The sequence below is a fragment of the Vibrio harveyi NBRC 15634 = ATCC 14126 = KCTC 12724 genome (assembly GCF_001591145.1).
GTDB classification, from domain to species: domain Bacteria; phylum Pseudomonadota; class Gammaproteobacteria; order Enterobacterales; family Vibrionaceae; genus Vibrio; species Vibrio harveyi.
The window spans coordinates 19,499-41,981 of record NZ_BCUF01000005.1 but is presented as its reverse complement, the minus strand read 5'-3'; the positions used below and the strand labels follow the sequence as shown (position 1 = coordinate 41,981).

The following is a 22,483-nucleotide window of genomic DNA, read 5'->3' as shown; positions in this document are numbered from 1 at the left end:
CTGAATCGTTGGTCGTAGAGGGTTAACGCAAATATGATGCCGAAAACACCTTATTTAAAAACAACAAGTTATATTGACTAAAATGCCATTATCAATTTGAGAATTAAGCTGATAAGCAAAGTGAAGCACATTGGGAAGAAACGGAAGGGGCAAATGCCCAAAACAAAAAAGCGTCCCGAAAGACGCTGTTAATATCAATTAGTATGAATCTATGAACGCGAAGCCATTGGGTGGCTTGGACTCATCTCTAGTAAGTCCCACAGGTTGCCATAGAGATCTTCAAATACAGCGACTGTGCCGTAGTCCTGCTCCGTTGGCGGGCGAACAAACTGAATGCCCAGCTCTACCATTCGGTTGTAGTCGCGCCAGAAGTCATCGGTGTTCAAGAATAGGAATACCCGTCCACCAGTTTGATTACCGATGAAGTCATGCTGCTCTGGCTTAGACGCTTTGGCTAGCAATAATGTCACACCATTAGAACCCGGTGGAGAAACCACAACCCAGCGCTTATCTTGCTCTGGTTGGTACGTATCTTCCATCAGCTCAAACTTCAGCTTATTCACATAAAAGTCTATCGCTTCATCGTAATCTTTTACGACCAAAGCAATATGGATAATGGATTGTTTCATCGCGTTATACCTTTAGTTTTCCGCTGATTACCGTCTTTGCGGAGCCAATCAGTTTAATGCGTCCGTTCTCTAACAGTTCGGTTTGTAAATGTCCACCGCGGGCTGAGGCTTGATAAGCGCGGAACTGATTTTGACCGAGTTTTTGCGACCAAAACTGAGTCAGTGCGCAGTGGGCTGAGCCTGTGACAGGATCTTCATTCACGCCCACCCAGGGGGCGAAGTAGCGCGAGATAAAGTCGAGATCCGGAGAATTCGATTGAGCAGTTACCACCACACCACGCCCTTGAATGTTCTTTAATGCGTCAAAGTTAGGCTCGAGTTCCAACACGGTTTTTTCATTGTCGACTTCAATAAAGCCTTTGCTGTCAAATTGAGCATAAGAAACCACTTGCTTTGCTTTCAATCCAAGTCCTGCTAGCAATGCGATGTCTTGTTCAACATCCATTTCAAACTGAGTAGCAGGAAAATCGAGCTCAATCGTCGACTGGTTTACTTTTGCATGTAACTCACCTGAGAGGGTTTGAAAGGCAATGGTATCGCCAACCTTTGCTAATCCTTGTTCTTTTAAGATTTGCGCTGTAGCTAATGTGCCATGACCGCATAGCGCCACTTCGACTTTAGGTGTGAACCAACGCAGTCGCATGTCTTTCAAACAGAGAAAAGCGGTTTCTGATACCGCCATTTCTTCAGCGATAGAGAACATCAATGCTTCTGGTAAAGGTTCTTGTGAAAGGCAAACTCCGGCAGGGTTTCCTTTAAAAGGTTCGGTGGTGAAAGAGTCCACTTGGTAGATATCGAGATCCATGATGCGCTTCCTAACATTGCGATTTTGGCAAGGTGCCAAACAGCTTATCGGTTTCATTGTAAAGCGACAATGCATGCCCTGATTGTTCTTACAAAACACAAATAAAAGGCACCTTTCACGGTGCCTTTTTACATTCCGATGCTTGTTCAGCTCAAACTAATAACGTTCAATTTACCTGAACGAAACTTTAAAATTACTAGATATAATTAACCATTCATATTGGATATCTTATTCCCGTGCTTTGACGGACATCAAAAACAAATCGTTTTTCCTGCCTCTTCAACACTTCTTTGGATGCTCACCCAAAGGAAATAAATAAGAAAAATCAAACTCATAGGTATTTGATATGAAACAGCCTTTAAAAGCGTTAGTGCTGGCTCTGGGGTTATCTCTCGGAGCCGCCAACAGTTACGCACTCTCTCTCGAACCGCTAGACAAAGATTTTACTTTGCAACTTCTTGGTTCTGGCGGACCAATCTCTGATGACCTTCGTGCCTCGTCTGGTGAACTGGTTTGGTGGAAAGGAAAATCACGCGTGATGATCGATGCCGGTGGTGGTGTCTATCTGCGTTTTGGGCAGGCGGGCGGCAAACTGGAAGACTTAGATTTCCTTGGTTTAAGTCACTTTCACACCGACCACGTTGCCGACGTTCCAGCCCTGCTAAAAGGGGGATACTTCTTTGATCGTGAAGATCCTCTCGATATCGCGGGTCCAGAAGCGGGCTCTGCATTTCCTAGCTTGACTGGTTACATGAAAGCGCTTTTCGACGGTGATGAAGGCGCGTACGCATATCTGAACGGTTTGTTTGATGGCAGCGATGGCTTGTTCCCTGTCACCATTACCGATGTGCCATACAAAACTTCCCAAGGCACCAAGGTGTACGAGCAAGATGGGTTAACCATTTACGCACTGGGTATCCCACACGGCGACGTTCCTTGTCTCGCTTTTCGAATCGAAAGTGCCGAAGGCGTGATGGTGATTTCCGCTGACCAAAACGGCAGTAACCCTGACTTCATCGACTTCGCTAAAGGTGCAGACATCTTATTGATGCCATTAGCTATTCATGAAGAAGCCGACGAAGTCTCATCGTTTATGCACGCTAAGCCATCGGTTGTCGGCAAGATCGCCGCAGAAGTGAATCCAAAACTTTTGGTGCTTAACCACTGGATGGGCTTAGGTCTAAAACTCAAACCAGCTTCCATCAAGATCGTTAAAGAGTACTACCACGGTCAAGTTATTGCTGGTCACGATTTATCTAGCTACCCAATGAGCGCAGCGAAGGAGATGTCTCATGAACAATAAACTTGCTCTATCTATCGCGATGACGTCTGTCATTACTTTGAACTCAGGCATGGCGTTTGCCGATGCACCCACAGAAGCTCCCGTAGAGGCTCAATCCAGCTCTCAACATGGCGGTAAGTGTGCGGCTGGTAAATGTGGTACAGAGAAACGCTTTGAGAAACAAGAACTAAAGAACGATCCACAAGGTCGCTTGGTACGCGCTCGTGACGGCAAATGTGGCGTGACTGGCGAAGGTATTAACCCTTCAGAAGAAACCATCAAACTCACCAAAAGCAAAGTAACAGGTGGCGTATGCGGACAATAACCGATACATCAAAAGGGATTGGGCTGCGCAGCGAACACGTTGATTTGCTGTGTCAGTTGCCCGAGCACCCAGATATCGATTTCCTCGAATTAGCACCGGAAAACTGGATGAATATTGGCGGCTTGAAACGTGAACAGCTGCAAGACATTGCGAAATATTATCCGCTTGTCGCTCATGGCTTGAGCTTATCGATTGGTGATTGCCAACCGTTAAACGAGTCTTTTGTACGAGACGTCGCACGCTTTCTCGATGAATTTAATATCGACATCTATAGCGAACATCTGAGTTTCTCTAGAGACAATCAGGGCTATTTGTATGAACTGCTTCCGATCCCTCGACATAAAGAGAACATTCCGTATTTGGTCGAACGCATTCAACGCGTGCAAGACATTATTCAGCGTCCATTGGCGTTAGAGAATATCTCTTACTACCACGATTACGGACATGAAATACCAGAGGACGAGTTCATCGCTGAAGTGAGTGACCGAAGTGGATGTGAGCTGCTTATCGACATCAACAATGTGTTCGTCAACAGCCGAAATCATCATTTCTGCCCGTACGACATGCTGAGCACTTTACCAAGCGACGCGATTCGTTATTACCACATTGCGGGTCACCTGAAAGAGCGTGATGACTTCTTGCTCGATACCCATGGTAAACCAGTGCCTGATGAAGTGATTGATCTGGCTCGTTACACCTACTCGGTGCATGGTAGCAAGCCTTTGCTTCTTGAGCGCGACCACAATGTGCCGTCGCTGCTTGTTCTGGCTGAAGAGCTTCGCAGCATTCATGGCGAGATCTTGGATTTCAGCCAAACCCTCGAAGTTTTATGTAAGGAGGTGCTCAATGCTTAATCCTCCGAGCAAAATGCGCGCGCAAACCGAGTCCCTAACGGCTCTAATTCGCACGCCTATGAATCAGCATGCGCTGTGTCGATATAGCGAATTTATCCGCGACAACATCTTGGGTGTCGTTGCGAATACGTTCCCTCTATTTTCTTCGCAGTTCGCTGATGAACAACTTGAGCGCATGGTGGATGACTTTGTGGTGATGCATGGCGCATCCGAGCCTGAGTTTCATCATATTGCCACCGAGTTTGTTCAATTTTTGCAGCAGAAAGTGCATCAAGACTCTAGCTCTATTTCTGCCGATCAGATGGCGTTGTTGGAATATGAATGGGTGGCGTTCAATGTAGAAATTGACACCTTAGTCGCGGCATTCACTTCTTCATCGAATCCGATACTAGAAGAGAACCAAGTGCTGCAACTCAACCCAACATTAAGGCTGCTAGAAGTGCCTTTCTTGCTGCATCAAGACTCCGTGACTTTCCTAACTGACAGGCGTCACCCTGTGTTTTATGGCGTGTTTCGGAACTCACAACATCATGTGATATCGCAAAAGCTCAGAGAAGTGGATGTCGCATTGATTCAGCTATTACAACAGCAACCAAACCTGACTCTGGCGCAACTACAACAAATGATTGCTCAGCAACTCGCCAGATTCAGTTTCATGGAGTGGGCTCAACACTTCAGTGAACTAGGACTCGTCAGCGTCCGCCCTTCAGGAGAAAAATTATGATTAAGTCAGCCCTCAATTGGTTCGACGGTCTCGTCGAGAAATGCAAAAGATACGATTACTTAGCGTTGCTTGCGATTCGTCTCTACCTCATTCCGGTCATTTTCGTTGGCGCTCGCTCTAAGGTGCTGGGCTTCTCTGGCACCGTCGCGTGGTTTGGCGCGTCCACCGCAGATGGAGGTTTGAACTTACCATTTCCCGAGTTGTTAGCGTTTCTTGCCGCAGGTACGGAAGTGCTTGGCTGTATTTGTATCGCTTTGGGTTTGTTTACTCGAGTGATGTCGATTCCGATGATTTTCTTGATGAGCGTTGCGAGCGCAATGGTGCACTGGAAACACGGTTGGGATGCCATCGCCACCAGCGGCATGGAAGCAACGGTACGTTTGAACGGCTTTATTGAATGGTTAGCAACCAACTTCCCAGGTCGATACAACTACATCACCGAATTGGGCGACCCAGTAATGCTCAACAACGGTATGGAGTTCGCAGCCACCTACTTTGTGATGTTGCTGGTGCTGTTCTTCTACGGCGGTGGTCGCTATGTAAGCTTGGATTACTGGTTGAGAAAACCTTTCTCTCGCATACCAGCAAAGGCGTAATTCAAGTGCACCCAAGCTTTAACGCTTAATTAAACAGACTAATAATAACCTTATCTAACCCGCTACTCTGGTAGCGGGAAGGAGTCCTTATGTTTGCAGATGTCGTTGATCTGTCGCGGTTTCAGTTCGCTAGTACCGCACTCTATCACTTTATATTCGTCCCACTGACCATAGGTTTGTCTTTCTTGCTGGCTGTTATGGAGTCTTTGTACGTCATGACGGGGAAAACCATCTACAAGGACATGACCAAGTTCTGGGGTAAGTTATTCGGGATTAACTTTGCCGTGGGCGTGGCGACCGGTCTTACCATGGAGTTTCAATTTGGTACCAACTGGGCGTATTACTCTCACTATGTGGGCGATATTTTCGGGGCACCGCTTGCCATCGAAGCCTTGATTGCCTTCTTCCTCGAATCCACCTTAGTCGGCATGTTCTTCTTCGGTTGGGATCGATTGTCAAAACGCCAACACTTGTCGGTCACTTGGCTGACAGCGCTAGGTTCTAACTTCTCTGGGTTGTGGATTTTGATGGCGAATGGCTGGATGCAAAATCCAGTCGGCGCAGAGTTCAATTACCAGACCATGAGAATGGAAATGATCAACTTTGCTGATGTGGTATTTAACCCCGTCACGCAAGTCAAGTTCGTTCATACCGTGGCTGCCGGTTACACCACAGGTGCTTTGTTTGTGATGGGCATCAGTGCTTACTACTTACTCAAAGGCCGAGATATCTCTTTCGCTCGCCGTTCGTTTGCGGTGGCGTCCGCATTTGGCATGGCGGCGATTGTGTCGACATTGATGCTGGGTGATGAATCAGGTTACGAGCTTGGTGACGTGCAACAGGTAAAACTCGCGGCAATTGAGTCCGAATGGCACACCGAAGAAGCACCCGCCTCGTTCACGCTATTTGGCTTACCAAACCAAGAAACCATGGAAACCGACTACGCCATTAAGATTCCATATCTAATGGGGATCATCGCGACTCGATCGCTGGATGAACCTGTGATGGGCTTACGCGATCTGATGGCGCAGAACGAAGATCGTATCCGCGATGGTATCCAAGCTTACGGCATGCTAGAGGAACTTCGCGCAGGTAACGACAGCCCTGAAAACATCGCTCAATTCGATGAGATGAAGAAAGACCTCGGCTACGGTCTGCTCTTGAAGAAATACACCGAGAACGTCACCGATGCGACTGAAAGCCAAATCAAGCAAGCGGCGCAAGATACGATTCCTCAAGTGGCACCACTGTTCTGGAGCTTCCGAATCATGGTGGCGTGTGGGGTATTAATGTTCTCCATTATCGGTTTGTCTTTCGTCCAAGTCTGCCGCAGAAAATTGGGTTCGAGCCCTTGGTTATTGAGAGCGGCACTATGGGCGATTCCATTGCCTTTTATAGCTTGTGAAGCAGGTTGGTTCGTTGCCGAATACGGACGTCAACCATGGGCAATTGGTGAGGTACTTCCGGTCAATATGGCGGTATCTAACCTCGCACCAAGTGACATTTGGATTTCGCTCGGCTTTGTTTATGTACTCTACACAGCGTTCTTGATTGTAGAAATGTTCTTGATGGTGAAGTTTGCCAAACGTGGACCAAGCGTGCTTAAAACGGGTCGCTATCACCACGAAGAAAACAACAAAAAAGACAAACAATCCGACACATTCAAACTGATTGATCAGCACTAAGGAGGCACTATGTTTGATTACGAAAACCTACGCCTATTTACTTGGGCGATCGTTGGTGTGCTGTTGATTGGTTTTACCATCACTGACGGATTCGATATGGGGGTAGCCGCGCTGCTCCCTGTTATGGGGAAAAAGAACCTAGAACGTCGCGTAATGCTTAACGCTATCGCGCCGCACTGGGACGGCAACCAAGTTTGGCTGATCACCGCTGGCGGTGCCATCTTCGCGATATGGCCCTTGGTATACGCCGCAGCGTTCTCCGGATTCTATATTGCCATGCTCTTGGTACTCGCATCCCTTTGGTTGCGCCCTATTGGTATGGATTACCGAGCTAAAATCGATAATCCGCAATGGCGCAATGTGTGTGATGTCGCCTTGTTCATCAGTGGTGTGATTCCACCGATTATCTTTGGGGTTGGCTTCGGTAACTTGTTGGTTGGCGTACCGTTCGAGTTAAACAACTTGCTGATGCTCGATTATCAAGGTGGGTTCTTTGACTTGCTCACTCCATTCCCAATTCTGTGTGGCTTGGTGAGTTTGACCATGGTGGTGACGCAAGGTGCTGCTTTCCTTCAAATGAAGACAAAACATGATCTACGTGCACGAGCACAAAACATTACGTTGTGGGGTGCGGGTGCAACCATGATGTTGTTTATGTTCGGTGGTTTGTTTGCGGCATCGCAATCAGGTTACATCATCATCGGCGCGATGCTAAAAGATGGCATTTCAAACCCACTCAACAAACAAGTGGTGAGTATTGCAGGTGACTTATTGCATAACTTCAGCGAAATGCCACAACTTTGGCTGATTCCGTTCACTGCGGTAACCAGCTTACTCGTGTGCTTTTGGGCAACAGTCTCTCGCCGTGCTGGAGTGGCGTTCACTATGTCGAGTATTGCGATCGCTTGCATCATCTTAACCGCAGGCGTCACCTTGTTCCCGATGATCATGCCATCAAGCATCAACCCATCACACAGCTTAACGTTATGGGATGCGACATCGAGTGAGAAAACGCTCGGCATCATTTCTATCGTTGCCATCATCGTTGTTCCTGTGATTTTGGGCTACACCGCATGGTGTTATTACAAAATGTTCGGACGTTTGGATAACAACTACATCCGCAGCAATAGTTCATCACTCTATTAAGGAGGCAAGTATGTGGTACATGTGTTGGGTACTTGGCGTATTACTCGCCTGCGCCTTTGGCGTCATCAATGGTTTATGGCTAGAAAACACAGGACGCTTTGAAGAGGAAGAGTTCTAACCTCTCACTTCAGAACGGAGCATTCCCAATAACAAACGCCCTTAATCACGAGGGCGTTTGTTCATCTCAATGAGCTTACTATGCCGACAATCGATAGCGGCGCACTTCGTATTTATCTTGCTCTGAATAGAATGTATTGAGGAACTCGCCACCCGCTTTTTCGATCACGCGTCTTGATGCGGTATTGTTCACATCACAAGTCACGATAGCAAAGTCCTTAATGATTTCGGTTTTCACCCAATTCAACATAAATGTGGCGATGCCTTTACGTTGAACATCAGGCGCAGTTTCGTAACCAATGTGCCCAATCACATTTTCAAGGTAGTCGTTATTACCATCACGAACCCGGATCGAACCAAGTATCACTCCTTCCTCTATACAGAAATATGTCGAAGACGGCGTCCAACCTTCCGGCAAACCTTCGTCTTTCGCGTATCCAATTCGTTTTTTCAGCAGCGCTTCACTGTCGCTTTGGGCGATGATGTACATTTCCATTCCCGCCAGAGCACACTTTTCAACATACTGCTCAAACGCTTCAAAATGGCTGAGATTGGCTTTAACTATTTCCATATAGCACCATCTTTCAGGCTTAAATATCACAAAAAATAAAGCTCAAAAGAAGGACATTACTTTTGAGCTTTCATTATGTTCTTAAGCTATGTATTTAGATTTCACCAGATTTAATTTTCTGTTGAGCATCGCTAATTGTCTGCTCTCCAAATAAGATCTTAATCATCGACTCGATACGCTTGGTATCTGTACCAAATTTGTCCAAATTACCATTGTTTGGTGCTTTAAATTCAACTTGACCAACTTTCTGGTCATTTTTATAAGCGTTAATCTTTGCATCCGCAATAAAGGTTCTAAAGTCCCAACTCCAGCGAGACACATAGGTTAGCGTCAGTTCATCTGCCTTAGGTGCAGTGCCATCACTGACCACTGTACATTTACGCGCAGTGTCTAAGCACCATTCTTGCAAAGAATCTAAGAACACTGCTCTTGTCGCATTATCTTTTACGATGGTGATTTCTTTGCTTTGATTCGACTGCGCAATCGGCTCAGCCGTATATTTAGGTGCGGAACAACCTGCTAATACAACAGGAAGAGCTAGAACTAGAGCTTTTTTAAACATATTTTTTCTCTGCTTATAAATAACAACCAATGACGCCAAATGAATAATCAGCATCGAATGTTGGATACTGACAGTTTTCATTCAATGCCTCAATAATCTTTCTCACAAAATCAACAGGATAAATACATTCTAGTTCGATGATTATTACGAAACTAATGGCTCGATGTTTTCTGCAAATAAGCACTCAAGAGGATAAGGCAAAGCAAGTGTCGGCATATCTGATCTCGAGAACCAAGCCAGCTCGATCGTCTCCTCATCTAAGTCTTCTGCAAACTGTCCTGTTTGTTGACACTTAAACATGATCACTGTGTATTCAACTTGGTCTCCGTTTGGATAAGCAAAACCAAATCCCTCTCCACCAAAAACACCGAGCACACGTTCAACTTCAACCGCGAGTCCGGTTTCTTCTCTTACTTCTCGAATCACAGCTTGCGAAGGTGACTCACCTGGTTCAATCATGCCTGCTGGTAAGCTCCAACTGCCATCAGATTTCTTTTGCAACAGAAGTTGGTTGTTTTGATTGAGGATCACCGCAGCAACACCTGGGATCATTAATACTTGATTACCAACTTTGCTGCGTAGCTCTTTTAGGTAGTGACTGGCACTCATTTATCTTCCTTGAACTTAGTGTTTAGTTTCTCACCAGACATTCATTTTGAAATACAACAAGAAACAGCTGATAAAGAGCAAGCCACACCATGAAAAAAAGCTTATCGCCTTCTGTTCAGTCGTTGCTTCCTCAGGATCTGGGTGCAAAATGCCATAAAGGCAGGCAATGGGGATCAACTCGTAAGTTTTGCCAATGTATTGATGCCCCATTTCGAGAAATGGTGGAATGTACAAATACACCACAGCGTAAGTAATAAAATAAAGTATGCCGAGGATCCGGTTCAAGCCAATGACTTGCCCTTCTCGATAAAACCAAATTAACGCCGCTACCCCTGCAAGTATTGCGATGAGTAAAAACATCCGTTCTTCTACCCTTCTTTTTAATTTTCTCCCACCCTATTGAAACCACTCAATTAATCAATCAGTTATGCAACTAAACACGATACAGCTCAAATAGAAAAAGGCACCAATTGGTGCCTTTGTGACGCTCTGACGCGTTTATTAGTACGTCACTTTCAGTGCTTCGCGCACTTTTAAGTTCTGCGCTGCATGCTTAGGCGCGTCTGCCAAGATATTTCGGCTACCTTGTTCTGATTTTCGATTCAGTGTCACTGAAGTGATTTGCCAGTTATCGCCCGCCCGTTGCAAACCAAACTCGTATTCACCCGAAACCGCCCAAAAACCCTCTTCATCGAGCCAATGACTTGCAGTGAAATCCACTGTCGCACTCGCCTTATCGCCATCAATAGAGACGTTCAGATTGCTCAAGTCATGGAATGTCGCATCAAACCCAGGCAAGAATCCCGCCCACTGCTGCATTAAATCTTGGCGTTTGACTTGTTGGGCTTCACCGCCAAACAGCGTGGTGTAATCCACCGTCAATTCTGGAGCGAACAATCGACCTAAGTATTCAAATGCGCCTTGGTCTGCCAAAGCCGAGAAGCTGTTAATGTTGCTACGAATTTTCGCTTCGTCCAAAGACATGGTTTGAGCATTCACATTCATGGCAATCACTCCGACAAACAGCAACCATAGTTGTTTAAGCTTCATCACACGATTCCTTATAGGTTCGCTTCGAAATGCTCGACAACTTCATCGACAGCCAGTTTTACCGCTTCTGACTGGTCATAGAAATCGAATTGATTGATGTCGTATAACCATACTGCGTTAACGTTGCTACCAGCATTCTCGATGTAACGATGCGCACCAGCAGGCAGAGCCATGGCTTCAGATGCCACCATTAGCACTGGTTTATCTTGTGTTGCTGCGCTTGCTTGAGCGTCGTAGTTCAACCAACCAGCCCATGATGCAACGTTGTATTGGTTGTCATATTCAGGAATCAAACCGCGGTCAGTCTCCGTGTAGTAAGGCGCTTGGAACATCAATGCGCTCTCATTGGTTGTGCTTGCCGCTTCGATGTAAACCGGAGTCGATGAATGTGCTGCCTCTTCCGCTGCTGCAAGTAGGTTTTTCGCGCTTTCTTCGCCGCCATAAATTTCAGTCGCCATCGCTTTATCGTGCAGCCAAGGAGCAACCACTGCCGCGGCTTTTACTTTGTCATTACCGGCAACCGCATCTAGCATGTAACCCGCCGATGCACAGATACCCAAACCACCGATGCGTGATGCATCAACGCCATCGAGTTGACTCATCGCTTCAATCACTGCGCGAATGTCTGCGGTTTTACGTGCAGGGTCTTCTAAGTACATCACGTGGTCTCTGCTTTCACCCCAACCACGGAAATCAAACGTCAATGCCGCGTAATCTCGCTCTGCCAATGCTTGGGCATAAACCGCCGGCATCTGCTCTTTCACTGTTGTCCACGCCCCCGTCACGATAACAACTGGGGCATTCTTCGCACCTTTTGGTAGGTAAAGGTTTGCAGCTAGTTGACCAACTTGAGTATTGAGTTCGATGTGTTTCATGGTGGTGTCCTCTAAAGCTAGGTTCGTGTTGTTGTCATTTGCAGAAACTGAGTGAGCAAAGGTGGTGAACGGCAAACTACCTAATAGTAGTAAAAGCGATTTCTTAAACATGGCATCCTCTCTGTCTTATATTTTGCCTGAGCTGTCCGGCTAACTTGGGTATAGATTAGCGCTGCACCGCGAGAGAAGATTGAACATTCCTGCCCAAGTTTTTGTACTTTATTGCCCCCTCAATGAGTTGACGAAATGTGCAAAACTCGGCTAATTTCAGCTAGCAAGTGGAAGAGTACAAAGGAAAGAAAATGAAGTCCGAGCTTAAGTTTTATGACTCTGAATCTAATGCGCTATCAAGCTGTGGCGACGTGCTGGATATTGAGTTTTCAAACCATGGATTAGATTGGTCGGGCGTATTGGTAGAAAAAGGCACGTCCCCTTATTTCTACCCGAAGAATGTCTACACCCCTTACTTCTACTTTGCATTGGCACTAGAAAAAGATTTGAACTGGAGCGTCGAAAAAGATGGCACGTTCGCCGATCTGAAAACCAGCCCGGGCAACATTTGGATTAATCCACCTAAAACCCCGTTTACCCATGATGTGGCAGAGCCTTGTTACTTCGTGATTTTGGCGATTGAAGAACAAGAGTTTTTCTCACACTGCCCGCTAAATTTAGAGGGAATTGAGCTGCAATTTTTGAACAACTACAACGTGTTGGATGAAACCATCAAAGGCATCATTGAGCTGTTTATGTTGGAAGCGAAAGCCAAAGGACGAAATGGCAAAACCTACCTCAACAACTTGGTTTCACTCCTAGCAACCCACTATATCCAAAACTACTCCAACTACTTTGACCTTAAGAACAACCAGCTTGCAGCCTCTAAATTTGACCAACACCAAGTCGATAAGATTGACCAATACATCGAAGAAAACATCGGCAACAACATCTCGGTCGATGATCTCGCAGACTTGCTCGGTTGCAGTAAGTTTTACTTTCTGAGGGAGTTCAAAAAGCTCATCGGCGTAACGCCTTATCAGTACCTGATGAATAAACGTTTAGAGCAAGCACGAGTGGCGCTCTCTTCTGGCTCAGTCAATATCGCTTTAACGGCGCACGAGCTTGGCTTTAATGACCAGTCCCACTTTACTCGAGCATTCAAAAACCATTTCGGCATGACACCGGGACAATTCGTCAAACAACAAGAAAGCTAATCTTAAGACTGGTTAGCTTTCTTCCACTGTAAGGGGTGTAGTAGATCTTGCGGTAAAATACGCCACGAGCATATGGGTAAATAAACTCATACCAAAACGCAAAAAGGCACCAATTGGTGCCTTTTGTTTTACTTAATCAGTGTACTTACAGTTCGTGCTCAGTACGTGCGATGATGTCGTCTTGCGCATCTGGTGATAGCGCGGTGAAGAAGGCTGAGTAGCCTGCAACTCGCACAACAAGATCACGATATTGCTCCGGGTTCTTCTTCGCAGCTAGCAAGGTCTCACGAGAGACGATGTTGTATTGCACGTGCCAACCTTTGTGGTGGTTGAAAAAGGTGCGAATCAGCATAGAGAGCTTGAGCTTATCCCCTTCAGACTCAACCGCCGCCGGGCTTAACTTCTGGTTAAGCAGCACGCCACCAAGGATCTTATTCGCTTGGATCTTACCGACCGAGTTGTATACCGCTGTTGGACCTAAACGGTCTGAGCCAGACGACGGGCTTGCACCTTCTGCCAATGGTGTTTTCGCTTTACGACCGTCCGGCGTTGCCATGGTTGAAGCACCGAATGGGACGTTTGCCGAGATACTTGAAGTACCTGCGTAATAACCTCCGCCAATTGGACCACGCCCATGACGCGTATTAACAAACTGCTCTAGCTCATCAATGTAAACTTGGTACGCGTCTGCCAGTAGTTGGTCTACCGCATCATCATCGTTACCGTATTTTGGTGCAAAGTTGATAAGACGTTGGCGAAGTTGCTCGTTCTCCATGCCGTCGAAATCTTCTGCCAATGCTTTTGCTAGCTCAGGCTGAGTAATCTGCGCGTCATCGAAAACAAGGTGTTTGATTGCTGCTAGGCTGTTACCCAAGTTCGCGATACCGACTTGCAAGCCAGATACCCAATCGTATTTCGCGCCACCTTCTTTCACGGTTTTACCGCGAGCCAAACAGTCATCCACCAGCGTTGAACAGAAGATGTCTTGTGCCTGCTGTTCAAGCACACTGTCGACTACCGTATCAATCTCAATCGATTTACGGGTGTAGTAGCGGATTTGCTCTGCCCAAGAAGCCGTCACTTGCTCAAAGTTCTCAAAGTTACCTTTTGCTAATGACTTATCGTGCGGCAAGAAGGCTTTACCCGTTGTTGCATCCACACCTTCGTTCAATGAAGCGAGCAGGATACGAGCGAAGTTAATGAAGCTCATGCCCGTACAACGGTAACCCCATTTGCCGGGAACCGCCGTCTCGATACAGCCGATAGAGGCGTAGTTGTAAGCGTCTTCTTTCTCTACGCCAAGCTTGATGAATTCAGGGATGACAATCTCATCGTTGTTGAACGCAGGCATACCGAAGCCGCATTTAATCACTTCGATACAACCCATCAGGAATTCTTGGTTCAAACCTTCATGGTAACGCACACTCAAGTTAGGTTGCGTCGAACGTAACTGACCACAAGATTCTAGAATCGCCCAAGAAAGTGGATTCACTGCGTCTTCAGGCTCACCCTTTTCATTCAACTTCTGACCACCGATACACACGTTTTGATACAGCGGAGAACCTGCCGATGCTTTCGAGTGCGCACCAGAGCGGATCTTGTTTACTTCAAGCAGCTTCAACCAACAGCTTTGTAAAAGCTCTAATGCAAAGTCTTTCTCAATTGTGCCGTTTTCGATATCACGAACATAAAACTCGTTGAGGAACTGGTCCATACGACCGAAAGAAACCGAGTGACCGTTCGATTCGATTTGTAGCATCAACTGAACAAAGTAGCTCAACTGCAGTGCTTGCCAGAAGTTTTCTGGCGCGTGGCTCGCGACATGACGACAGTTTGCAGCAATGCTTTCTAACTCAGCTTTGCGTAGCGGGCGCGTCTCTTCTAACGCCATTTTTGCCGCCAATTCAGCGTAGCTCACCATGTGTTCTTGAATCGCAAGCAGTACGATTTCGACTGATTTATAGAACTGCTCTTTCTTCAAGCCTTCAAAGGTCGAAACATCATTGTTAGCACGGTGCTGACGAACATCCTCTAGCAAGCCGTTCATGCCTAGCTTCAAGATTTTCTCGTTATCCACCGCTAGGTGTGCGTCACCCGAAGTCATGTTGCCTTCGGCTTTAATGATGGTGCTGGCTAAGATTTCTTGCTGCTCATCAGTAAACAAGCCATAACAACGGTCTTGAACGGTTTTACCGCGCCAGTACGGTGTGATGCTGTGGATGCTTTGCTTATCTTCTTCAGTAACCGCAAAGCCTGCACCAGGACGGTCGGCTAGCTCATCAATTTCCGCTTCAATCCAACGTACAGTATATTCCGGGAAAATAGGCGCAGCGCGTACTTTGCTCGCTTGGTTACCGACGATCAACTCATCGTGTTTAATCCAAATCGTACGAGTGCGCAAGTGCTCTTGCAGTGCTAGCGCACGTTGGACAATTACAGGTTTGTCTTCGTTTGCTTGATAAGCACGAGTGTATGCCTCTGCACGCTCGGTACAGACAGGTGGCGTTACGATATTTACCAGTGCCAATTTGTGCGCTTTGATACGCTCAGGAAGGTAATTCAGGTCCATAGTTAACCTCTTACAATCACGTTAAGTTGGGTGTTTTCGCTTGCGTATTGCATGGCGCTTTCTAGCAGTTCTGGTTTGTTTAATGGCTTGTCAGAACACTCGTAAGGCATATCGAGCAAACGGTATTTATTGATGCCGAGCGTGTGGTACGGCAGCAAGTGAAGTTCTTGGCAGCTTTCTAGTGAAGCCGCAAAATCGATGATGTCTTTCAACTCTTCGATGGTGTCATTGAACCCCGGCACAACGGGGACGCGAATCACAATGCGTTTCGCGATAGGTGCCAGTTTTCGGAAATTGTCTTTGATGCGTTTTAGTGAACCTTTCGCCCAGCTAAGAAACTTCTCTTCGTCGGTATGTTTTAAATCCGCCAACCAGCAATCAATATGCGGCGCGGCTTTTTCGACGTTCTTCCACGGCACATGCATGCACGATTCAATGGCAGTCGAGACTTGGTTGTCATGCAGACGCTGTGCGAGTTCTGCCACCAAATCCGCTTGCATTAGTGGCTCACCACCGGAGAAGGTCACGCCACCTTGGCTTTGGTCATAGAAAGGTTTGTCTTTCATTAAGGTGTCGAACAGCATGTCTGATTTTGCCTCTTCACCGCAGACGGTCAGTGCTTGCGTAGGACAGACGTTTCGCAGCGCGATCAGTTGGTCTTCTTTGATGGCTTTGCGATTGATGATGATCTGGTTGTCGATGCGTTGAATACCATCGCTCACCGTTTCACTACCCGCCGTGATTTGAGTTGTGGCTTGATACGCAGAAACGCACAGCTGGCAATCTTCCATGCAGCTTCGCTGATCAAACAACAGTGAATGCTTTTCGCTGCGGCTTTCTGGGTTTTGACACCAAGGGCAAGACAAGCTGCATCCTTTAAGAAAAAGAATGGAACGAATGCCATCGCCATCATGGGTAGAGAATCGTTGGATATTGAAATACATCTCTGCTTGCCTCTTGGTCTGTGCTACCGCTGTGTACTTAATCCGTTTCTTGCTGGTTAAGTCTTATCAGCGGCTTTTCTTTGTTCGAACTGAAAGCTTCATTTGAGCCTTTACAAGTTTCACTTAGCCTTCATTTAATGAAATTATTATAGTTTCAAATGAAATTTCAATTGATCAAAATCAAGATCTCGTTCGATTGTCAGATCTATAGTGATCCCATCATCAAAACGAAGATTTTGTTTAAGGTAGAAACCATGATTGAACTTTATTTAGATACTGCTGATGTGGCAGAAGTAAAACGCTTTAACCAGTGCCTACCGCTAAAAGGCGTGACGACAAACCCAAGCATTTTGGCGAAGTCAAAACAGGGACTGAATGAAACCCTAGCAGACATGCAAGAAGCACTTGGCGGTACACCTCGCTTTCACGCTCAAGTCGTGAGCTCAACCGTCGAAGGCATGGTGGCAGAAGCACGCCAATTGAATGAATTGCCTTACGATATGGTGGTAAAAGTGCCAGCAACAGAAACAGGCTTAGCTGCAATTAAGCTAATGAAAAAAGAGGGAATTCAGGTTCTTGCTACTGCTATCTATTCAGCTCAACAAGGTTTCCTAGCGGCACTGTGCGGTGCTGACTACCTAGCACCTTACGTAAACCGCATTGATGCGATGAACGGCAACGGTGTTGAAGTGGTCGCTGATCTTCAATTGTTGCTCGATCAAAACCAACTACCAGCGAAGATTTTGGCAGCCAGCTTCAAGAACACTCAACAAGCGATGGAAGTGATGAAGCTAGGCATCGAAGCCATTACATTGCCAACCGATGTGGCGGCACAAATGTTCGCTCACCCAGCAGTAAAACCTGCGGTTGAGCAGTTCGATAAAGACTGGAAAGAGACGTTCGGCGATAAACTTTCATTTGAAAGCTAATTAAAAGTAAGAACTCAATATCTTAGTCAATAGTAAGGGAATCTTAACTCACCCTGTGCGCCGGTGAGTTAAGATTCTCTTTTTGTATTTCATATAAAGAGGCGAGGTTTACAGCAGTTCTCTATTGGTCAGTGACCAAAGGTACACGCGTTTGAGTAAACTGATTTTGAGCCTCTTACGAATACCTCGTTTGGAATGGCGGAGTCGGTTTGGTAGCACAATGGCTCTCATCTCGGTTTTCATTTCTTTTCCATCCACCAACACAGTAGACCTCCGATACAGTAAGCCAGCAGATCTTTCCAATCAAATGTGGCGCCCAAAATCACAGCCAGAGGCGATGAAGATTCGATACCAAGCCAAACCGCGACCTGTAACAATTGCCCTAACTCAACAGCGAACGCAATCAACACCACCAATGAAACCAGCCAGTTAACGGGCATAGAGAACATACTTGCAAGAAAGTAGTAGAGCCAAACCACAACGAGAACATCACCAAATGTCGGACGAATAAAGCTGTCTCGAACATAGAGTGCAATAACGACCAATGCGATAAAACACACCAAGCTTTTGAGTCCATTTTTTGCAGAAAATCGCAGGTGGATAGCAGACGTCTCTTCCACCATATCGCTTGGCTGCCCAGTGAGAACTGCTCGCTTAAACGTCTTCATGATTCGCCTTTGCACTTTCTTCTGCTTTCTTATTTCGTGCGTACCAGTCGATGTTGCGTGTAATAACCATAGTGAAACTCAAAATCGCGAAACACAGTAATGTCCCCATCACCAATGCGTAGCTTTCTGCTTGTAGCAAGCCAAACAGTAATCCGTAGAGAGTGAGCAAACACGCTCCGAATATCGCGCCGTGTTTGGTGTTGCTCAACATACCGCTCACGTACACACTTAAAAGCCCCGTCGATGCGACTGCTGACACCACATACGCCCAGTTAAAGCCCAGATGTTCACTCATCGAAATCAGCAATAGATAGAAAAGCGCTAAAGCCAGACCAATAAAGCCGTATTGCACTGGGTGCACCGGACGCGCTTGGAACAGCTCCAGTAAGAAGAAACTCGCAAATACTAATGTGATAACCAACAGTGAATAGTTAACGGCTCGGTGAGACTTCAAATAGTGATCAACGGGGTCAATCAAATCTACGCCCATTTGTCGCTGTTCAAGCTCGTGACAAGCGTGATTCGATGACAAACAGCTTTGGAACAGCTGCGCGATATTGGTAGAGAAGTTATTGCTCGCCCACTGTGCATTAAATCCATCTTCAGATACCTCTGACGACACTGGTAAGTAATCACCGATAAAGCTTGGATGCGCCCATGCAGAAGAGAGCTCAACTGTTGTTTGACTGCCGATTGGTGTGACTTGAAGCTGTCCCATCCCTTGTAGCAAGAAGTTAAGATCGAACGCCAAAGGTTGTGCTGGGTTTAGGTCTGCAAGTGTCAGATCACTGTGGAAGCCTTGTGGTAACTTATTTAACCCCGTTCCCGGTGCGACTTCAATATCAGAGCTCGCCATGGTCATGTCATCCAAACGAATCAATCCACGGCTGTCTTCAATGCCAACGACTAGGCTCATGTTGTCAATATCAAGCCCCTGCAACGCCGCGAGATCGTCTGCATCAAAAGTGCCTTTCAGTGCCACTTGTGCTTTGTATAAACGCGCGCGGTAAATGCCTCGGTACTTTTCAAAACTGTCCAGATTCGCGCTCATATCAAAAGTGCTAGGTAAAAGAAATTTACGACGCTCTTTAATCTGTACTTTGTCATCTCGGTAACTGGTTTCGGTGTAGTTAACCATGATGAATGGACCAATGATGCGCTGCTCGCCGCTGCTGCTGCGTGCGATGTCGTTTCTGACTTCATCTTGGCGATATGAGCGTTCTGAGATCAGCCCTGTGACCATTGAAAGCGGGATTTGCAGTAAGACAAACAAAAACAGCACGAAGGCGAACTTCGTGCCGAGTTGGTTATTGAGGATCTTTTTCATGTTTCATTCTCCATTTGCTGATGGAAGTAATCTAAATCAGCAATTTGGAGAACGAATGGAGCTAATGTGGAGTTTCTATGGAGTTGGTAAAATCAGGGTCACTTTCACGCCAGAATCGACGTTTTCGACTTGCAACTTACCTTTGTGCAGCTTGGTCACTTGCTCAACAAAATTCAGCCCAAGCCCAGTGCTCTTAACGCCATTTTCCCGAGCGAGGGAGTAGAAGCGTTCGGTTAAACGAGGCATTGCATAGTCGGGAATGTGAGGACCTGAATTGAAAATCGACAGGCACATTTTCTCTTTCGCGACCTCAGCTTTCCATTCAATGCATCCCTCCGAATCAACAAAATCCAGCGCATTGTCCATCAAGTTAAAAACGGCTTGTTTCAGTAAGAAGGCATCACCAAGCACGGAGAGATGGTCATCAATTTGGATGTTGGCAGTGACCGACTTAGCACTCAAGCGCGCATCCGCCGATGCAACCACTTCATTGACCATTTGTTTTAGCGAGATAGCTTCGACTTGTTCTAGTTCAGGGCGCTTTTCAAGACGAGCAAGTTCTAACAACTTATCAATCAATGACTGCATGCGATCGCTTTCTCGCTCAATGTTGCCAGCAAAGCGCGTGACCTTTTCTTCAGGCAACGGCATTTGCAATATTTCACTCGCGCCTTTAATCGCTGATAACGGGCTTTTCAGCTCATGAGTCAGCGTCTGTACGTACTCTTCCACATACTGCTTACCATCGAGCTGATTGCGCATTTTCTCTAATGCATCACTTAGCGTGCCGTACTCATAAAAGATACGAAATGTCGGCTTAGAGACCTTTTCACCTTCACCCATTTTGGTCGCGTAGTCTTCTAGCTTGTTCAGTGCCGAGTGAATTCGCCAAGCAAACAATGCCCCTGCCAAAAGCACTAAACCACTCATCCACACCATCCAAAACAACACATTGCGTTTAGACAGATCGATGAAGGGTTGTACTGAGCGATTGGATTTTGCCACCGTCACGCTGCCAATGATTTCGCCTTTGTGGTAAATGGGCGCAGCAACGTGCATAACGGTTGAGAGCGGATCTTTCGGGTCTTCGATGGTACTGCGCGCACCGTATTGACCGCGCAACGTGAGATAAACATCGTTCCATTGCGAGTAGTCTTTGCCTACGTCTTGCTGCCAAGAATCCGCAATCACAATCCCTTGTTTATCGGTGATGTAAATTCGATGGTTAATCGCTTTTTTGCCAATTTCCCAAATGCGCGCTTGAGGTTCTCGCTGCCCATAAGCCGCTAATAGTTTGGAGAAGCGACTCTCAGACAACTTTCCGTTTGCAACGTCCTCTTCTGCCAATACCGCGAGCAAGTTCGCCATATCCACCAGCGTCTCTTCGGTGGTTTGACGCACGGTTGGCTTAAGTTCTTGGACGACAGTTTTGCTCACCATGTAAGCCGTCATTCCGACTAAGATGAAGTAGAGAAAAAACAGTCTGAGTCCAAGTGGGATCTTCGGCCAGCGATTCATCATTCACCTTTAATGCAGTAAAAGTAACCAAAGCCACGTTTGGTACAGATGCGTTCAGACATCTCAAACGGCTTCAACTTATGGCGAATCGCTTTGATATGGGTATCGATATTACGCTCATATGCAGCCTCTGGCGCCATGTCTGCAGCGACCATGAGCTGCTCTCGGCTCAATACATTGGAAGAGACAGAAATCAGTTTATCGAGAATCTTAAACTCCACCGCAGTTAACCCAAGCATTTGCCCGCCAACACCGTAGTCGAAGTTTTGCGCAACCAAATCATGGTGCAATTGAGGTTTTTCTGGAACAGCCGCAGGCTCTGGTTTATGTTCCACCATCGGTGCTTTGGATTTGATTCGTAACTTGATGCGCGCCAACATTTCACGCGGACTAAATGGCTTAGTCACGTAATCATCCGCGCCAATCTCCAAGCCCACTACACGGTCAATTTCATCGCTTCTTGCGGTGAGAAAGATAATTGGAATATCAGAAAACTCACGGATAGCTTTGCAAAGCTCAAATCCGTTGCCGTCTGGCAAGCCAACATCCAATACAAGCAAAGCCGCGGTATTGTGCTGCAAAAAAGCGAAACCTTCTCCTGCCGTTGCAAACCACTCTACGTGGTAGCCATCCATCTCCAATACATGAATCAAGTTGTCGGCAATAGCAGATTCATCCTCGATAATGACAACGGTTGATTGGTCACTCAATGTCTAAACCTCATTGACTATATTTATCTTAATGTCGTTGTTGCGTGTCTACTTTGATGCAAAGGCTATCGAATTGATACAACAAAGGCAAAATCCGTGAACAATATTAATCAAACTCGAATTCATTCAGCGAATTGAACTTATCACTGATACTGATGACTCACTACAATTGCGAATACAATGATTTCAACTATTGATATGAACAGTGTTCATTTTACACTCAACCATATCAATTCGATTTTGTTTAAAGGACAGTAACTGATGAAAAGAGCGCTAATCCCCCTAGCAGTACTCACTTTGCTCTCTGGTTGCGCCAGCATGTCTCCAGATGAGTGTAAGACAGCAGACTGGTACAGAGTAGGCTACAAAGATGGGCAGGAAGGTAACAATCCGAGCATCATTAACAGCTACGCTGAAGACTGTGGTGAAGCGGGTGTCACTCCAGATCAAAAACAGTGGAAAGAAGGCTTTGATAAAGGCACGATTCTTTACTGCTCACCAGACAATGGCTATACCGTCGGTATTGAAGGGAAAGAATATTATGGTGTGTGTAGCAATAAACAGTTCATTGAAAACTATCAGTTAGGTCATCAAGAGTACCAACGCCAACAGCGCATCCAAGAGATCGATAATGAAATTTCTATCATCGATAATCAACTGGATAACAACCCAGATAAAGACAACGCTAAACGCTTAAAAGAGAAGAGAAAGCGATTGGCTGACGAACGTTCAAACCTCTTGTCGCCAACCATCAATTTCAATTTGAACTTCTAATTTCAA

25 protein-coding genes are annotated in these 22,483 nt (G+C 46.2%); 11 read left to right on the top strand and 14 right to left on the bottom strand.

Annotated elements, in window-relative coordinates:
• Nucleotides 1-209 precede the first annotated feature (209 nt).
• Both VHA02S_RS04125 and VHA02S_RS04120 read right to left on the bottom strand, forming a co-directional pair.
• The gene (locus VHA02S_RS04125) at nucleotides 210-629 is read right to left on the bottom strand and encodes a VOC family protein (RefSeq protein ID WP_038899299.1); all 420 of its coding nucleotides are present in this window, start codon (nucleotides 627-629) and stop codon (nucleotides 210-212) included.
• A 4-nt stretch (nucleotides 630-633) separates the two neighbouring features.
• Nucleotides 634-1,434 (bottom strand): PhzF family phenazine biosynthesis protein, encoded by an 801-nt coding sequence (locus VHA02S_RS04120; protein ID WP_038899298.1) that lies wholly within the window; start codon nucleotides 1,432-1,434, stop codon nucleotides 634-636.
• A 346-nt stretch (nucleotides 1,435-1,780) separates the two neighbouring features.
• Between VHA02S_RS04120 and VHA02S_RS04115 the strand changes: the two genes are divergently transcribed.
• The 8 genes from VHA02S_RS04115 to cydX all read left to right on the top strand — a co-directional run bounded on the left by VHA02S_RS04115 (nucleotide 1,781) and on the right by cydX (nucleotide 8,164).
• The gene (locus VHA02S_RS04115) at nucleotides 1,781-2,737 is read left to right on the top strand and encodes an MBL fold metallo-hydrolase (protein ID WP_009702263.1); all 957 of its coding nucleotides are present in this window, start codon (nucleotides 1,781-1,783) and stop codon (nucleotides 2,735-2,737) included.
• Nucleotides 2,727-3,041, top strand: a complete 315-nt coding sequence (locus tag VHA02S_RS04110; protein ID WP_005453102.1) for a hypothetical protein — start codon at nucleotides 2,727-2,729, stop codon at nucleotides 3,039-3,041. Before VHA02S_RS04115 ends, VHA02S_RS04110 begins: the two co-directional genes overlap by 11 nt.
• Complete coding sequence (locus tag VHA02S_RS04105) at nucleotides 3,029-3,895, top strand: MbnB/TglH/ChrH family RiPP precursor modification enzyme (protein WP_038899297.1); 867 nt, start codon at nucleotides 3,029-3,031, stop codon at nucleotides 3,893-3,895. The genes VHA02S_RS04110 and VHA02S_RS04105 overlap by 13 nt, the downstream gene beginning before the upstream one ends.
• A complete protein-coding gene (locus tag VHA02S_RS04100) occupies nucleotides 3,888-4,619 on the top strand; it encodes an HvfC/BufC family peptide modification chaperone (RefSeq protein ID WP_038899296.1) in 732 nt (243 codons plus the stop codon). The genes VHA02S_RS04105 and VHA02S_RS04100 overlap by 8 nt, the downstream gene beginning before the upstream one ends.
• Nucleotides 4,616-5,215, top strand: coding sequence for an HvfX family Cu-binding RiPP maturation protein (locus VHA02S_RS04095; RefSeq protein WP_009697956.1), 600 nt, complete (start codon nucleotides 4,616-4,618; stop codon nucleotides 5,213-5,215). The genes VHA02S_RS04100 and VHA02S_RS04095 overlap by 4 nt, the downstream gene beginning before the upstream one ends.
• Nucleotides 5,216-5,304: 89 nt before the next feature.
• Nucleotides 5,305-6,900 (top strand): cytochrome ubiquinol oxidase subunit I, encoded by a 1,596-nt coding sequence (locus VHA02S_RS04090; protein WP_038899295.1) that lies wholly within the window; start codon nucleotides 5,305-5,307, stop codon nucleotides 6,898-6,900.
• Nucleotides 6,901-6,909: 9 nt separating this feature from the next.
• Nucleotides 6,910-8,046, top strand: coding sequence for a cytochrome d ubiquinol oxidase subunit II (gene cydB / locus VHA02S_RS04085; RefSeq protein ID WP_029788296.1), 1,137 nt, complete (start codon nucleotides 6,910-6,912; stop codon nucleotides 8,044-8,046).
• Nucleotides 8,047-8,056: 10 nt separating this feature from the next.
• Nucleotides 8,057-8,164 (top strand): cytochrome bd-I oxidase subunit CydX, encoded by a 108-nt coding sequence (cydX, locus tag VHA02S_RS25195; RefSeq protein WP_010453186.1) that lies wholly within the window; start codon nucleotides 8,057-8,059, stop codon nucleotides 8,162-8,164.
• 78 nt (nucleotides 8,165-8,242) lie between these two features.
• Here cydX and VHA02S_RS04080 read toward each other — a convergent pair whose 3' ends face one another.
• The 6 genes from VHA02S_RS04080 to VHA02S_RS04055 form a co-directional block, all read right to left on the bottom strand.
• A complete protein-coding gene (locus VHA02S_RS04080; RefSeq protein WP_038899294.1) occupies nucleotides 8,243-8,734 on the bottom strand; it encodes a GNAT family N-acetyltransferase in 492 nt (163 codons plus the stop codon).
• Nucleotides 8,735-8,828: 94 nt separating this feature from the next.
• Nucleotides 8,829-9,296 (bottom strand): Sbal_3080 family lipoprotein, encoded by a 468-nt coding sequence (locus tag VHA02S_RS04075; RefSeq protein ID WP_009697960.1) that lies wholly within the window; start codon nucleotides 9,294-9,296, stop codon nucleotides 8,829-8,831.
• Between the two features lie 144 nt (nucleotides 9,297-9,440).
• The gene (locus VHA02S_RS04070; RefSeq protein WP_038899293.1) at nucleotides 9,441-9,905 is read right to left on the bottom strand and encodes an NUDIX domain-containing protein; all 465 of its coding nucleotides are present in this window, start codon (nucleotides 9,903-9,905) and stop codon (nucleotides 9,441-9,443) included.
• A 30-nt stretch (nucleotides 9,906-9,935) separates the two neighbouring features.
• Nucleotides 9,936-10,265: a hypothetical protein gene (locus VHA02S_RS04065; RefSeq protein WP_038899292.1), complete on the bottom strand. Its 330-nt coding sequence runs from the start codon at nucleotides 10,263-10,265 to the stop codon at nucleotides 9,936-9,938.
• A gap of 141 nt (nucleotides 10,266-10,406) precedes the next feature.
• The gene (locus tag VHA02S_RS04060) at nucleotides 10,407-10,955 is read right to left on the bottom strand and encodes a nuclear transport factor 2 family protein (protein WP_038899291.1); all 549 of its coding nucleotides are present in this window, start codon (nucleotides 10,953-10,955) and stop codon (nucleotides 10,407-10,409) included.
• Between the two features lie 11 nt (nucleotides 10,956-10,966).
• Complete coding sequence (locus tag VHA02S_RS04055; protein ID WP_038899290.1) at nucleotides 10,967-11,941, bottom strand: alpha/beta hydrolase; 975 nt, start codon at nucleotides 11,939-11,941, stop codon at nucleotides 10,967-10,969.
• A gap of 191 nt (nucleotides 11,942-12,132) precedes the next feature.
• Between VHA02S_RS04055 and VHA02S_RS04050 the strand changes: the two genes are divergently transcribed.
• On the top strand, nucleotides 12,133-13,038 hold the full coding sequence (locus tag VHA02S_RS04050) for a helix-turn-helix transcriptional regulator (protein WP_038899289.1): 906 nt from the start codon (nucleotides 12,133-12,135) through the stop codon (nucleotides 13,036-13,038).
• Nucleotides 13,039-13,183: 145 nt separating this feature from the next.
• Here VHA02S_RS04050 and VHA02S_RS04045 read toward each other — a convergent pair whose 3' ends face one another.
• Both VHA02S_RS04045 and VHA02S_RS04040 read right to left on the bottom strand, forming a co-directional pair.
• Nucleotides 13,184-15,607: a formate C-acetyltransferase/glycerol dehydratase family glycyl radical enzyme gene (locus VHA02S_RS04045; protein WP_038899288.1), complete on the bottom strand. Its 2,424-nt coding sequence runs from the start codon at nucleotides 15,605-15,607 to the stop codon at nucleotides 13,184-13,186.
• A 2-nt stretch (nucleotides 15,608-15,609) separates the two neighbouring features.
• Entirely contained in the window at nucleotides 15,610-16,551 is a 942-nt protein-coding gene (locus tag VHA02S_RS04040) for a glycyl-radical enzyme activating protein (RefSeq protein WP_038899287.1), read from the bottom strand.
• 254 nt (nucleotides 16,552-16,805) lie between these two features.
• Between VHA02S_RS04040 and VHA02S_RS04035 the strand changes: the two genes are divergently transcribed.
• Complete coding sequence (locus VHA02S_RS04035) at nucleotides 16,806-17,480, top strand: fructose-6-phosphate aldolase (protein WP_038899361.1); 675 nt, start codon at nucleotides 16,806-16,808, stop codon at nucleotides 17,478-17,480.
• Nucleotides 17,481-17,719: 239 nt separating this feature from the next.
• Here VHA02S_RS04035 and VHA02S_RS04030 read toward each other — a convergent pair whose 3' ends face one another.
• From VHA02S_RS04030 to VHA02S_RS04015, 4 genes are all read right to left on the bottom strand, one after another.
• Nucleotides 17,720-18,148, bottom strand: a complete 429-nt coding sequence (locus tag VHA02S_RS04030; RefSeq protein ID WP_038899286.1) for a ribosomal maturation YjgA family protein — start codon at nucleotides 18,146-18,148, stop codon at nucleotides 17,720-17,722.
• Nucleotides 18,135-19,475, bottom strand: coding sequence for a cell envelope integrity protein CreD (creD, locus tag VHA02S_RS04025; protein ID WP_038899285.1), 1,341 nt, complete (start codon nucleotides 19,473-19,475; stop codon nucleotides 18,135-18,137). The genes VHA02S_RS04030 and creD overlap by 14 nt, the downstream gene beginning before the upstream one ends.
• Nucleotides 19,476-19,550: 75 nt before the next feature.
• Nucleotides 19,551-20,993: a two-component system sensor histidine kinase CreC gene (gene creC, locus VHA02S_RS04020; protein WP_038899284.1), complete on the bottom strand. Its 1,443-nt coding sequence runs from the start codon at nucleotides 20,991-20,993 to the stop codon at nucleotides 19,551-19,553.
• A complete protein-coding gene (locus VHA02S_RS04015; protein WP_038899283.1) occupies nucleotides 20,993-21,703 on the bottom strand; it encodes a response regulator in 711 nt (236 codons plus the stop codon). Before VHA02S_RS04015 ends, creC begins: the two co-directional genes overlap by 1 nt.
• Before the next feature lie 261 nt (nucleotides 21,704-21,964).
• On the opposite strand from VHA02S_RS04015, the gene VHA02S_RS04010 reads away from it, so the two are divergent.
• On the top strand, nucleotides 21,965-22,477 hold the full coding sequence (locus tag VHA02S_RS04010) for a DUF2799 domain-containing protein (RefSeq protein ID WP_038899282.1): 513 nt from the start codon (nucleotides 21,965-21,967) through the stop codon (nucleotides 22,475-22,477).
• The last annotated feature ends 6 nt before the right edge of the window (nucleotides 22,478-22,483 follow it).